Here is a 13,502-nt window from a genome sequence, read left to right on the forward strand (position 1 = left end):
AAACTAAACCAGTCTTGCATTGAGCCATTCTGAAATATCTTGCACTTGCTCTGGGCAAACTGAATGCGGCATATCGTATGTATGATACTCCACTGAATAACCTTTCTCTGACAGCAAAGTTTTTGCTTTGACCGCCAATACTGGTGCCACAACAGAATCTTGCGTGCCATGCTGTATTAAAAAAGGCGTTCGACCGTTCGCAGATTCATTGGCCTCCACGATGGCATCATCACCAACTAAGTACGTTGACAGCGCCATAACGCCAGCTAACGCATGGTTTGTACGTAAGGAAACCTGATAAGCGATCACCCCGCCTTGAGAAAACCCCGCCAGAACGAGGCGGTTTGCGGCAATACCTTGATGAATTTGATCTTCTATGATGCCCTCAATTTGCTGACAAGATTCGTCGATGTTCGCCATGTCTACTTTGCGATCCAGCGACATTTCATAAATATCGTACCAAGCGCGCATGGTCATGCCGCCATTAACGGTCACTGGACGTTGTGGCGCATGAGGAAAAATGAAACGTATTTTCGCCATCGGCGATAAAGACAAAGCCGGCACTAAAGACTCAAAATCGTGCCCATCAGAGCCCAACCCGTGAAGCCAAATCACCACAGCCTCGGGCTTAGGATGGGTTTCAACCAACACATAGGGCAACAAATCAGTCATATTTAATACTCCAAAAGAAACACGCAATTATAATGCGCCTTAGCGTATCATATTGCGGTTATGGGCTCGATAGCCTACACCAAACCGTTCACCGAGACCGAGCCCTCCCTTAAAAACACACCATTAAAATCCTCTCAAACAACACAACCACAACAAACACGCAGAAAATAGATCAACATAAAAGCGACTAAAAACAACCAAAATGGAGCTAATCATTGTATTCACCATTAAAAACACAGAAAAAACGTTTTTTCCGCGACCAAGCATGGACGTTAGCGCGTAAAATAGTTTACATTTTGAGACTAAAGCTAGGCATAGTAAAAACACACGCTGAAATCATGAAATAATATGGCATCAGCAATAACATTGCTTCATGCTGACAACCGCTTCAAAGTACGCTGCACAAAGCACGGGATATAAAAGTAATGACCGACAAATTAAAGGCACAGCAATGACCACAACACTTCGATTCTTTTTACTAGCTTTAGGCGCTGTCATCCTTACTGGTTGCCAAAACCTTAGTCAGCCAAGTGCAAGCGGAGAAGTATGCACCACCGTTTCACCCTGTAACGGCAATGCGGTCGGAAACAGCTCAACCACCGCCTACACACAAAACAATGTTGGCAGCACAACCAACACCATTAGAATCATTAAACAAGAACCGATCTTAGTGACGGCGACAGGCTATGCCGCCGCTATGACAAACAAGCGCCTTTCCGCTTCTCAGGCTCGTATTTTGTCTTTGCGCAGTTCTATGTTAGATGCTTACAGAAATCTTTCTGAACGAGTGTATGGCTTAAAAATTGACGGCTCCAGCTCACTGAGCAACATGGTCATGCAAAATGATGAACTTAGAACATACGTAGACGCATACCTAGTTGGCGCTAAAGTCGTATCACAACGCGAACACGAAGATGGTACATTTGAAACCGTTGTTGAAATGGCGTTGCAAGAAAATTTCAGAGAATGCTTAACGTCCTCTAGCATCCAAACGGACCCAAACTGCAAAGTCCAACCAGGCTACCGCACTCTTAATGTTCAAAACACCACACCAACTTCAAACTTTTACAGCATTGAATAAGTCATGTTGCTTTTGAATCGCACTGCCCTGATTACCCTAATCTGCTTGTCATCAGCACTGAGCTTTGCAAACAGTGTCGACGCTGAAGGCCAAGCCGTGATTTATGACAATGACATAGCCGATGCGCGTTATAGAGCAACACAACAAGCCATCAAACAAGCCGTCTTACAATCTGGCTCAAGAGTCAATGCTGAAGACACATTGAGCAACGGCGACCTTGAATCCAATTTAGAAATACGCAGTACAGGTCGAGTTCAGCAAGCGAGAATACTCTTTGAAGAACAAAATGGTGACTTTCTTAGCGTAATGGCCAGAGTTGAAGTTACGCCCGATTCACAATGCAGTACTGGGCCAACCAGCTACTACAAAAAGACCGTCGGTGTGACCGGATTTGAGCTTCAAACCCCACAACAAGCAAGCCTCGGTGAACTGAGCAACATCTCTCGCGAACTACCCAAACATTTCGCGGATGCCATTAATAAACAAGGTTATGTAAGAGCATTAACAGCAACAAACGTCGCCATCTACCCTGACCTTATCAACGCCCCCTCCTCTACGAATTACGATGGCTCACTTACAAATGTCACACGAATAAGTGAGCAACTTGGCGTACAATATGTCATCAGCGGCGTTATTCGAGATATTGGCGAAGTCTATCTCAGATTCCCCAATGATAAAGAAGCCGCAAAAAATTCGAATAGCGACCTAGATAAAGAAAGAAACTTTGTGGTCGATATTTACATTTACGATGGTTTCAGTGGCGCCTTGCTGTTTGAGCACAGATACAGTGAAGTCGGCAATTGGGACATTTCGGATCATGCTAGGATTGGCTTTGGAAGCGCAAAATTTTGGACTATCCATTATGGCAAAGTAGTACAACAAGCTTTAAAAGAAAGCGCTTTGGACACCAGTGAACAGCTGCGCTGCCAGCCCTTCATTGCCAACATTTTTCGTACTGAAGGCAATAGAATACATATATCAGCGGGCTCACTCGCAGGCATCAAGCAAGGTGATAAATTTAATATTTACCGCCGATATGAGGTATTTAATCAGCTCCAATCTACGCAAACCCAGCTGAACAATGCCAATATCAGTGTTACAATTAAGCAAGTTCAGCCTAACTTTTCAGTAGGTGAATTGGTTGTTGATTCCAATATATTAAATGTTCAACAACAAGATGTCGTGATTGCCTGGTAATTTCATACAACTGCGCCGAGACTCAACGGCCACTTTATACTTTAGGATCAACAATGAATAACGAACTACTACACCACCTAGAACAACGCATCAACGAAGCGGTTGAAGAAATTGGCTCTTTACGTACGCGCATTTCAGAGCTAGAAATGCAAAATTACGAACTTAGCGAAGAAAAAAATGACATTCAAAACGCATTAACACAAACCAAAGAGCAGCAAACCAACTGGGAATCATCACTTTCTCAGATGCTTAATCGCTTAAACCAAATGGACAACAAACAATGAGATCACTTCTTCTTGCAACTTTAGTTTTAGTGAGTGCGCACGCATCAGCTGAAGGACAAATTGCGAGTCTGGTGACGTTTGAATCTGCCGCTGCTCGTCCCGACAATACGATGGGGCAGAAAAATATAACATCCATTTTAAATGCATCAATGGAATACACACTCCCCGAGAACATTTCTTTCTATGGAGGGTTTTCCTTTGTGATTGGCGAAAAATTTGAAAGCGCCGTGACCCTTGGCTCTCGCTTTTACAGCGCCACGCCGGCCTTTCAAATATTCCCTGGCATTCCAATGTGGTCATTTATTGGTGGTGGCGTGTCCTTTATGGACGATACCGTCTACTACCCAGAAGCTGGCTTTCGCGTAGCAACATCGGATACATCACGACTCGATGTGTATATTAAAATACTCAACAGTAGCGATGACACTTACGACAAACATGTGATGGTTGGCGCTGGACTTACGTTTTAACTAAAATGACATTATTTCGTATTTTCATTATTAGTTTTTTAATCGCTATGGCGTTTACTTGGTGGCAAAGTGATAACAGTATCAATATCACCTTACCCGATGAAGGTCAGCGCAATGAAATGATTGGCACAAGTAACACGCCCAACATTCCGTTAACGCCAATTAAAGATTGAGCTTTGTGTTTTTATGGAAAAACTTATTACCACACTCGAAGCGAAAATCACCTCGCTGATTGAACAATTAGACATTGCTCACGAGGAAATACAACAGTTAAAGGGGAAAACATCCTCCACCATTGAGTACAGCGCTTCAATGGACCTATTGCAACAGATGGCAGACCGGTCAACAGAAGATCAATTGCAACTTTATATCGAAGATTCTCTTGATCCTTTGGAAACCTCCCCTCCTTCTGAGCAAGCAATACCATCAAGCCCAGTTGACCCACAACCGGACATTGATCTATTGCACGAGCTTGCTGATAACAGCACCACAACCACGACAACAGAACAGATTGATTACATGACCACACAACAACCTGAGCTTGACGGCTTGCAAAAAGACGACATACTAGTAGACACCAAAAACACTAGCGTACATGAAGCAAGTGAAAGCACCACAGAGGCAGCGACATTGACGCCTGAACAAAAAAAGCGTCAGAAAAATCAAAAAAACAACCGTCGCCTAATCAAATTGCTTGAAGACCGTTACCCCAAAGCGTTTGACTGGAATCAACCTAAACCACTGAAAGTCGGCATAGACAAAGATATGGTATTAGACGATAACTTTAATGCCAGCAAACAAAAACGCGCTTTAGCCGCTTACACTCGCTCAGACCGCTATAAAAAATGCCTATTGTCTGGTCAGCCACGAATTGACCTTGAAGGCACTGCAGTTAATAACGAACCCGCCTTACCGGACTCTATGATCCCTAAAAAGGCAAAAACAACCACAACAGGCAGACCGATGAGAGACAGAACTTCGTCACCATCGCCAAAGTCAAAACACAAAGCCCGATTCAGCGCAGATAAAAACAAAGCCAAAATTGAACCTAAAGTAGCAAAAGAGGCAACACCAAAGCAGGATGATGTTTACGACAACTTATCTGCCGAAGATCGCATGAAGGCAAAACTAGAAAAACTACTAAATAAATAACGAAAAGTGTTTACATGGCAATGCGGTGCGTATACTATACGTCCCGCTGCTGTGGAGGGGTTCCCGAGTGGCCAAAGGGAGCAGATTGTAAATCTGCCACGAAAGTTTCGGTGGTTCGAATCCACCTCCCTCCACCATTAATTTTTATCTGAAGTTAATGTTTTGCAGATTCAAGAAAAATCCAAGCACCTTTCAATAAGTAAACTTCAAAAAGCATAAGTACCATGCTTTATCTGGATAAAACCACACCTTAAGCACAGACTTATCCACATTTTATTAAAAAATCACAACCCCCCATTAATGCCACCCCACTAAGACCACACCAAATCACTAGAACCAACCATTCATAACATGTCACGTACAACATGTCATACACAACAAACAAGACACAAGCACGAACCAAAAACTAAGAATAAGGCAGATAGGCAGATAGGCAGATAGATAAGCTATCTTTAGAAATAAGTAAGAGACAGGATAAAAGACAATAAAAAAGAAATGAGAAGGCAAGGACAAAAATGGTGGGTCGTACTGGATTCGAACCAGTGACCAATTGATTAAAAGTCAACTGCTCTACCAACTGAGCTAACGACCCGCTCATAGTTTTTGTACTGACAACCTAATGGTCGGAGTAGAGGGATTCGAACCCCCGACATCCTGCTCCCAAAGCAGGCGCGCTACCAGACTGCGCTATACTCCGATTGGCTCCTCGAACTGGACTCGAACCAGTGACCCAATGATTAACAGTCATTTGCTCTACCAACTGAGCTATCGAGGAATTAATCAGATTAGTGCAGGACATAAATAAGGATAGTTGGTGGGTCGTACTGGATTCGAACCAGTGACCAATTGATTAAAAGTCAACTGCTCTACCAACTGAGCTAACGACCCAACTATCAAGTAATGGGGTGGACGATGGGGCTTGAACCCACGACCGCCGGAATCACAATCCGGAGCTCTACCGACTGAGCTACGCCCACCATTACTAATGGTGATGATAAAATAATGGTCGGAGTAGAGGGATTCGAACCCCCGACATCCTGCTCCCAAAGCAGGCGCGCTACCAGACTGCGCTATACTCCGATGGCTCCTCGAACTGGACTCGAACCAGTGACCCAATGATTAACAGTCATTTGCTCTACCAACTGAGCTATCGAGGAACTAATTTTATCTTTGCTTACAACGACCATCCAGTAGATGGCGGAGGAGGAGAGATTCGAACTCTCGGTAGGCTATTAACCTACGCCAGTTTTCAAGACTGGTGCATTAAACCGCTCTGCCACCCCTCCGTTGCGAGCGAGATGTATAATACTGATTTGAGATTTCAGTGCAACCTCTTTTTTAAAAAAGTTTCACTTTTTTCGTTTACATAGCCCTGTTCAGGCGCAGAGCGAATCCAGACGTTGGAATACCAGTAATACTGCTGACCAGAACGGTCCGGCATGCTGCAATTAATTCGACCTCGCCCCACGCCAAATGCTTTATTTGCTGTGGCAATCACTTCACGGTCAGACGTCCAATCAAGGGACGTTTTGCCCTGGCCTGACACGTAGCACGCCAAATCCTTCAAACGGTACTGTCCATCCTTAAAAGTCAGCCGAATAGACACAGGCTGATCCGTCGCATAATCACCACCCGTCTCCTCGGCAAGCAAGGGCATCGGCTTAGAATGTAACTTAGTTTTTAATGTCGACAATGGAGCGTAAGCACCAGACGCTGGAAAACGCGGTAAATTTTCAAAATCCGAATCAGCACTGATTACACCCGACTGCTGGCCAAACGCCATCATACCTTTGGCTTCCATCAGATCACGGATGCGACTATTCGACTCACCATAGGGGTACGCCAGCATTTTGGGTGAATACCCTAAATTGTCTATCAGCAATTTTTCAACTGTGTCTACCTCATACGCCATTCGCGCTAACCATGCCTCATTCTCCTCGCCTTTTTCTTTGCGCAACATATAGGGATGTCGAATGGTATGATTGGCGAACACCGCACCCGCTTCCTGCATTTCTTTCATTTGTTCCCACGTTAAAAAGCGTCGACTGTTACGCTCAACAGGCTCCGTGTTAATAAACACAGTAAAAGGAAAACGTCTTTCTTTTAAAATCGGAAAGCCGGCTTGATAAATATTGCGATAGGCGTCATCAAATGAAATAGCCACGGCTTTATCAGGTAAAGATTTTCTGGCTTTTAAATCATCTAACGCAGAGCGTAAATCCACCACAGTAAAACCAGCACTTTGTAAATAATCCATGTGCTCAGTAAATTGCTCAGGCGTCACAGAAGTAGACGCTGGGGTGGTATTGCTCACATGGTGGTATTGAAGCACGGGCAAATAATCCTGTGCTTGCGCCGAGACACTCAGCACGACCGCTAATAAACCAACATGACACTTTAACAACATACTTTTTCCTTTTTAGTGATTGTTTCAACGCATTCTACGGACGAAACAAACACATAACCAGTACAGGGCCCATTCATGCCCTACACCGTAAACTGTTATGGCTGTTTTGCTATGTCACTGCCTCTACTTTTTATGAGAACTAACTCCTACACTCGATGAATCAGATTAGACAAAAATAAGAGGTTAGCATGAGTAAATCCGTTTTTTATCAACATCTCAAAGATCAACTTCAAACTCTAAAAAATGAAGGGCTCTATAAACAAGAGCGCCCACTTATCTCGCCTCAATCCAGTCAAATACAGACCACGGACAAGACCCCTCTGATTAACCTGTGTGCGAATAACTACCTTGGACTGGCCAACAACCGATACGTCACCCAGTCAGCCCATCAAGCACTGGAGCAGCACGGCTATGGTATGGCGTCGGTGCGTTTTATCTGCGGGACGCAACACATTCATACCCAGCTAGAACGAAACCTCAGCGACTTTTTACAGATGGAAGACACGATCCTGTATTCGTCCTGCTTTGACGCCAACGCCGGGCTGTTTGAAACACTGCTCGGTAAAGAAGACGCGATTATCAGCGATGCACTCAATCACGCCAGCATCATCGACGGCATTCGTTTATGTAAGGCAAAACGTTACCGCTACGCAAATAACGACAGGGGTGAACTGGAAGCTAAGCTCCAGCAAGCAGACATAGATGGCGCAAAAACCAAGTTGATTGTAACGGATGGCGTATTTTCTATGGATGGCATCATTGCTGATCTCAAATCTGTCTGCGACCTTGCCGACAAGTACGATGCACTCGTTATGGTCGATGACTCTCATGCGGTCGGATTCTTAGGGAAAAACGGTCGAGGCAGCCATGAATATTGCAATGTGCTCGGACGCATTGACATCATAACTGGGACATTAGGCAAGGCCCTTGGTGGCGCATCGGGTGGTTACACCAGCGCGTCTAAAAACGTTGTTGACTGGTTGCGTCAGCGCTCGCGACCTTATTTGTTTTCAAATTCACTGGCACCCGTTATTACCGCCACCAGTATTGCCATCCTTGAGATGATTCAGACCGGCTCCGCGGCTCGCCATCAACTGCAACAGAATAGCCAATATTTTCGTAGTAAAATGAGCGCGTTAGGGTTTCACTTAATCCCCGGCGACCACCCGATTATTCCAGTACTTTTGGGCGACGCCTCCGTGGCGCAAGCAATGGCCAACGCCCTCTACAAAGAAGGTATCTTTGTGACTGGATTCGCTTACCCTGTCGTACCCATGGGTAAGGCCAGAATTCGCACTCAGATGTCGGCATCTCACACTCAACAAGAGCTCGACCAAGCTATCCATGCTTTTGCAAAAGTAGGACGTGAAATGGGTTTAATTGAAGGAAATACACCATGAAAACGCTGACAAAACAGCACCCACAAAAGGGCATTTGGATGACCGACGTGGCCTATCCCGAGTGCGGCCATAACGACGTCATCATCAAAATACGCAAAACCGCGATTTGTGGAACGGATATGCACATATACCACTGGGATGAATGGGCACAAAACACCATTCCGACGCCGATGACCATCGGCCATGAGTTTGTTGGTGTGATCACTGATATTGGCCCTGAAGTTTCTGGCTTTAAAATTGGTGATCGCGTGTCTGGTGAAGGTCATATTACCTGTGGCCATTGTCGAAACTGTCGCGCTGGGCGACGCCATTTATGCCGAAAAACACTGGGCGTCGGCGTCAATCGTACGGGCGCTTTTGCCGAATATTTAGCCATACCCGCCAGCAATGCGTTTAAAATCCCTGACAACATCAGCGATGACATGGCCGCTATTTTTGATCCCTTTGGTAACGCGACGCACACAGCACTGTCGTTTGATCTCATCGGTGAAGACGTATTAATTACCGGTGCAGGCCCAATTGGCGCCATGGCTGCAGCCATCGCTAAGCATGTTGGTGCACGTAATGTCGTCATTACCGATGTAAACGACTTTCGCTTGGGTCTTGCCAAAAAAATGGGCGCCACGCGCACCGTTAACGTAAGTCGTGAATCGCTGAAAGACGTCATGACCGAGCTCGACATGCACGAAGGCTTTGATGTTGGTTTAGAAATGTCGGGCAATGATCAGGCGTTCCGCTCCATGCTTGAAAACATGAACCATGGTGGAAAAATTGCCATGCTGGGAATTCCTAGTAAAAACACACTCATTGATTGGAATCAGGTTATTTTTAAGGGTCTCATCATCAAAGGGGTTTACGGGCGAGAAATGTATGAAACCTGGTACAAAATGGTCGCCATGCTGCAATCTGGTTTAGACATACGCCCCATTATTACTCATCGCTTTAACATCGATGACTTTCAGCAGGGCTTCGACACAATGGAATCGGGTCAATCAGGAAAAGTCATCCTAGATTGGCATTAAATGCACTCAAGTTATTGCGTCGAGAAGGTGATCGCGTTAGCGTCATTCTTTTAGACGCAAACCGAGCAAACACATGTTAGACATCGGCATTCAAACACACCCACTGCCCCACCAAGACGCGCTCTATATTTTGTTGCACCGTAATCAAGTGCTAACAGAGTCGGACGACCAGTTTCTGATACCCTTTACACATTTCCAACCTAATGCCAACATGAACGCCGTGTTTTGTGGCGCATGGACCAACCAAGAAGGCGAAGCACGAGACATTTTTGTGTGTCGTTTTGAATCTATTCCTAAAGGCTTTACAGAAACCGGCTTACGCGAGCTGCTTTTCCTTCAGGACCAATCTCACTATTTGTTGTTAAGCCGTGCTCACCAGCTGTCTACTTGGGACAGAGATCACCAGTTTTGTGGTCGTTGCGGCGCAGCGATGCGTGAAAAGCACACCAAAGAACACACCAAAATCTGCCCATCTTGTACGTTACGACATTACCCCAGAATCTCCCCTTGCATCATTGTGTCGATCCGTAAAGGCAATGAGATTTTATTAGCACGCGGCCTACACGCGCCAAAAGGGAAGTTCAGCAACATCGCGGGCTTCGTCGAAGCAGGCGAGACACTAGAACAGGCTGTCGCGCGTGAAATCCGTGAAGAAGTGGGGCTTGAAGTCACCAATATACGTTATGTCGACAGTCAACCTTGGTCGTTTCCTCATCAACTGATGGTCGGTTTTTTCGCCGACTATGACAGCGGCGAAATCACCCCAGCACCAGGCGAAATAGACGAAGCCGACTGGTACCCTATTGATGATTTACCCCATACCCCGAACTTGGCCACCATTTCAGGGCAGCTTATCCATCGTCATATCGAACACATAAGCGCAAATCCGCTCTAATTATTTCTGTGTTCAATACAGACTTATTATCGGTATTCAACAAAAAAGGGCTTCCATTTGAAGCCCTTTTTTAGGGTTTTTCTTGGTAAAACTTACTCGGTAATCACCTTGTAACAAGGCACATACGCGCTGCCGGGCAGTTTCATTCTTTGCTGGCGCACAAACGCTTGCAGCAATAAATCCAGCTTTGCTAATAATGTTTTATCGCCATGAATCTCAAACGGGCCAAACTCTTTAATGTAAGCCACGCCCTGGGCTTTCACATTGCCCGCCACGATAGACGAAAAGGCACGGCGCAAATCGGCCGCCAATAAGTGTGTTTCTTGGCCAAAATTCAAGTTCAACTCACGAACTTTTTCATGGGTCGGCTCAAACGGATGCTGAAACTCTTCGGGTATGTGCAGCTTCCAATTGTAATAAAACGCGTCCTGATGGGCTTTCCGGTATTGGCGTACTTCTTCCATACCCTGCTTCATCACACGAGCCACCTCCACCTCGTCTTCAATAATGATGCGGTATTTACTCTGCGCCTCTTGCCCTAACACATCCCCAATAAAAGCATGAATTTGCTCAAAGTAGTCGGCACTTTCTTTTGGCCCTGTAAACACCAAGGGAAAAGGCAAACCAGCATTTTTCGGATGCAACAGAATACCTAAAATGTACAAAATCTCTTCCGCTGTGCCGGCGCCGCCTGGAAACACCACAATCCCATGACCGGCTCGAACAAATGCCTCAAGACGCTTTTCAATGTCTGGCATGATCACCAGCTGATTCACGATCGGGTTAGGTGACTCGGCGGCAATAATACCTGGCTCTGTCAGCCCTAAGTACACACCGTCTTTAATGCGTTGTTTGGCGTGGGCAATGGTCGCCCCTTTCATCGGGCCTTTCATCGCGCCAGGGCCACAGCCAGTACAAATATTCAATTCACGCAAACCGAGCTCATGGCCCACGCGTTTAGTGTAGTCGTATTCGTGACGGGCAATCGAATGTCCACCCCAACAAACGATAAGACTCGGGTCCTGAGCACGACGAAACACCTCTGCATTTCGCAGCATATCAAACACCACATTGGTCAGTTTCGCTGAACTGGCGCCTTCTAATCCACCTGCTAAGTGGTATTCGTGCTGCGTGAAAATAATGTCTCGAAGTACACTGAATAACATTTCACGCACGCTGCTGATCATTTTTCCATCCACAAAGGCGCTGCCTGGGGCGTTTTTGAGCTGCAACTTCACACCGCGCTCTTGCTGAACAATGCGAATGTCAAAATCACTGAACTCTTCTGCCGCAGCTTGTGGATCATCCGAGTCACTGCCGCAGTTTAAAATTGCCAATGCACAGCGATGAAACATATCGTGAAATGGGCCAGACTCTTCTGACAAAAACGAGATTTCATCTTGCGACAACATTTCTAACGCACCCTTTGGTGCGACCAACGCATCAACGCGATCTTCATACTGCATGATCGCCCTCCTCTATTCGTATTGTTTGTATGCCATCCCAACATAGTGGTTACGCATCACCGCTTTATCAAGCCTTGCCAAACAAACCTCATGAAATAGCAACACGCAACCGAGCAATGGGACGATCGTCGATGAGTACATGCAGGGCCGCGGTAATGAGCGCGATCACACACGCGGCCCACCACACCACATCATAAGAGCCTGTCGTGTCATACAAATACCCACCTAGCCAGACACCGCTAAAAGACCCTAATTGATGACCGAGAAACACGATACCGTACAGTAACCCCATGTATCGTAAGCCAAACATTTGCGCCACAATGCCAGAGGTTGGCGGTACCGTCGCCAACCATAGCAGGCCGGTAACAATCGAAAACGCATACACCGAATATTCCGTCATCGGAAAATACATAAACGCCGCAATCGACAATGCCCTAAGAGTGTAAATAATGGTGAGTATCTTCTTCTTCGAATATTTACCAGACCATGAGCCTGATAAAAGGCAGCCGATAATATTAAACAAGCCAATCAACGACAAACTGGCCACCGCAATCTCAGACGTAAAACCTTTATCCGACAAAAAGGGCGGCATGTGCACTGTAATAAACGCCAATTGAAAGCCACACACAAAAAAGCCCACTACTAATAACCAATAATGAGAATAAGCACTTGCTTCTTTTAACGCCTCACGCATGGTTTGGCTGACATCGGCAGCAGAAGACTGACCGTTAAAGGCATCTTTTTCTTGGCGAAACGGACTAGACAACAACACCATCATCAGGGCACACACACCCAACAACATCAGCGCTGTGCTCCATCCATAAGCGGAAATAAAGCCCTGAGCCACAGGAATAACGAGCAATTGCCCCGCCGAACCCGCGGCACTGCCCAATCCCAGCGCAAATGAACGCTTCTCTGGCGACACCATACGCGCCATAGCAGGTAAAACAACACCAAAACCCGTTGCCGCAATGCCCATTCCCATCAACATACCCGCCCCCATATTGAGGCCAAACACCCCATCCGCTCCGGCGGTCACATACAAGCCTAGCGCATACAAAGCCGCCCCAATAAACACGGTTTTTAATGTGCCATAACGATCAGCAAACGCCCCAGCAACCGGCTGAAACAAGCCCCAACATAAATTCTGCAACGCCAACGCAAAAGCGAACACTTCACGCCCATAACCGAACTCTTGAGAAATCGGCGCCATAAAAAAGCCCATGGAGGAGCGTATGCCAAAATTGAGCGCCAACAGCAAACAAATAAGAACAATAGATACACTGAGTAACTTCACAGGACGTGACATGAATAGCTTCCTAAATAAACAACAATAGAGGGGTAATCCTACCTAGCGGCCTCATAGTATTGCTGGTACAGAAATAAGTCGAGTCAGAAACCATTTTTCCCTGACGCATTATCGTGATGGGCTCAAAACTCGATGGCAGAAAACAGA

The 13,502-nt window shown here is 45.9% G+C and carries 13 protein-coding genes and 9 tRNA genes; 10 read left to right on the forward strand and 12 right to left on the reverse strand.

Translation table 11 applies throughout. The features are described 5' to 3' along the window. Positions 1-3 precede the first annotated feature (3 nt). Entirely contained in the window at positions 4-672 is a 669-nt protein-coding gene (locus tag FXV75_RS12710) for an alpha/beta hydrolase (RefSeq protein WP_148833920.1), read from the reverse strand. Between the two features lie 451 nt (positions 673-1,123). Between FXV75_RS12710 and FXV75_RS12715 the strand changes: the two genes are divergently transcribed. From FXV75_RS12715 to FXV75_RS12740, 7 genes are all read left to right on the forward strand, one after another. After that, positions 1,124-1,753 carry an LPP20 family lipoprotein gene (locus tag FXV75_RS12715; protein WP_148833923.1) on the forward strand — a complete coding sequence of 210 codons (630 nt, stop codon included), beginning with the start codon at positions 1,124-1,126 and terminating at the stop codon, positions 1,751-1,753. A gap of 3 nt (positions 1,754-1,756) precedes the next feature. After that, the gene (locus FXV75_RS12720; protein ID WP_148833925.1) at positions 1,757-2,950 is read left to right on the forward strand and encodes a flagella assembly protein FlgT; all 1,194 of its coding nucleotides are present in this window, start codon (positions 1,757-1,759) and stop codon (positions 2,948-2,950) included. A gap of 53 nt (positions 2,951-3,003) precedes the next feature. After that, positions 3,004-3,234 (forward strand): cell division protein ZapB, encoded by a 231-nt coding sequence (locus FXV75_RS12725; RefSeq protein WP_148833926.1) that lies wholly within the window; start codon positions 3,004-3,006, stop codon positions 3,232-3,234. Continuing rightward, positions 3,231-3,704, forward strand: a complete 474-nt coding sequence (locus FXV75_RS12730; protein WP_148833929.1) for a hypothetical protein — start codon at positions 3,231-3,233, stop codon at positions 3,702-3,704. The genes FXV75_RS12725 and FXV75_RS12730 overlap by 4 nt, the downstream gene beginning before the upstream one ends. A gap of 5 nt (positions 3,705-3,709) precedes the next feature. Next, positions 3,710-3,877: a hypothetical protein gene (locus FXV75_RS16360; protein ID WP_187424892.1), complete on the forward strand. Its 168-nt coding sequence runs from the start codon at positions 3,710-3,712 to the stop codon at positions 3,875-3,877. A gap of 13 nt (positions 3,878-3,890) precedes the next feature. Beyond that, the gene (locus FXV75_RS12735; RefSeq protein ID WP_148833931.1) at positions 3,891-4,856 is read left to right on the forward strand and encodes a ProQ/FINO family protein; all 966 of its coding nucleotides are present in this window, start codon (positions 3,891-3,893) and stop codon (positions 4,854-4,856) included. A 53-nt stretch (positions 4,857-4,909) separates the two neighbouring features. Beyond that, a tRNA-Tyr gene (locus FXV75_RS12740) sits at positions 4,910-4,993 on the forward strand. A gap of 379 nt (positions 4,994-5,372) precedes the next feature. Here FXV75_RS12740 and FXV75_RS12745 read toward each other — a convergent pair. The 9 genes from FXV75_RS12745 to FXV75_RS12785 form a co-directional block, all read right to left on the reverse strand. Continuing rightward, positions 5,373-5,448 (reverse strand) — tRNA-Lys (locus tag FXV75_RS12745). 28 nt (positions 5,449-5,476) lie between these two features. Then, positions 5,477-5,553: transfer RNA gene (locus FXV75_RS12750), tRNA-Pro, on the reverse strand. 2 nt (positions 5,554-5,555) lie between these two features. After that, positions 5,556-5,631: transfer RNA gene (locus FXV75_RS12755), tRNA-Asn, on the reverse strand. Positions 5,632-5,668: 37 nt separating this feature from the next. After that, positions 5,669-5,744, reverse strand: a tRNA-Lys gene (locus tag FXV75_RS12760). A 13-nt stretch (positions 5,745-5,757) separates the two neighbouring features. Then, positions 5,758-5,833, reverse strand: a tRNA-His gene (locus FXV75_RS12765). A gap of 26 nt (positions 5,834-5,859) precedes the next feature. Continuing rightward, positions 5,860-5,936 (reverse strand) — tRNA-Pro (locus FXV75_RS12770). Position 5,937: 1 nt separating this feature from the next. Next, positions 5,938-6,013: transfer RNA gene (locus FXV75_RS12775), tRNA-Asn, on the reverse strand. 38 nt (positions 6,014-6,051) lie between these two features. Beyond that, a tRNA-Ser gene (locus FXV75_RS12780) sits at positions 6,052-6,142 on the reverse strand. 35 nt (positions 6,143-6,177) lie between these two features. Then, positions 6,178-7,263 carry a polysaccharide deacetylase family protein gene (locus FXV75_RS12785; protein ID WP_148833933.1) on the reverse strand — a complete coding sequence of 362 codons (1,086 nt, stop codon included), beginning with the start codon at positions 7,261-7,263 and terminating at the stop codon, positions 6,178-6,180. A 188-nt stretch (positions 7,264-7,451) separates the two neighbouring features. Here FXV75_RS12785 and FXV75_RS12790 point away from each other — a divergent pair, with 188 nt between their 5' ends. The 3 genes from FXV75_RS12790 (at position 7,452) to nudC (ending at position 10,580) form a co-directional block, all read left to right on the forward strand. After that, the gene (locus FXV75_RS12790) at positions 7,452-8,663 is read left to right on the forward strand and encodes a glycine C-acetyltransferase (RefSeq protein WP_148833934.1); all 1,212 of its coding nucleotides are present in this window, start codon (positions 7,452-7,454) and stop codon (positions 8,661-8,663) included. Next, the gene (gene tdh / locus FXV75_RS12795; RefSeq protein WP_148833937.1) at positions 8,660-9,685 is read left to right on the forward strand and encodes an L-threonine 3-dehydrogenase; all 1,026 of its coding nucleotides are present in this window, start codon (positions 8,660-8,662) and stop codon (positions 9,683-9,685) included. The genes FXV75_RS12790 and tdh overlap by 4 nt, the downstream gene beginning before the upstream one ends. Positions 9,686-9,758: 73 nt before the next feature. Continuing rightward, positions 9,759-10,580, forward strand: coding sequence for an NAD(+) diphosphatase (gene nudC / locus FXV75_RS12800; RefSeq protein WP_148833938.1), 822 nt, complete (start codon positions 9,759-9,761; stop codon positions 10,578-10,580). 92 nt (positions 10,581-10,672) lie between these two features. On the opposite strand, the gene ppnN is transcribed toward nudC, so the two are convergent. Then, positions 10,673-12,046, reverse strand: a complete 1,374-nt coding sequence (ppnN, locus tag FXV75_RS12805) for a nucleotide 5'-monophosphate nucleosidase PpnN (RefSeq protein WP_148833940.1) — start codon at positions 12,044-12,046, stop codon at positions 10,673-10,675. A gap of 88 nt (positions 12,047-12,134) precedes the next feature. Next, positions 12,135-13,355, reverse strand: a complete 1,221-nt coding sequence (locus FXV75_RS12810) for an MFS transporter (protein WP_148833942.1) — start codon at positions 13,353-13,355, stop codon at positions 12,135-12,137. Positions 13,356-13,502 lie beyond the last annotated feature (147 nt).

This window comes from Marinomonas sp. IMCC 4694 (assembly GCF_008122525.1).
Classification (GTDB): Bacteria; Pseudomonadota; Gammaproteobacteria; order Pseudomonadales; family Marinomonadaceae; genus Marinomonas.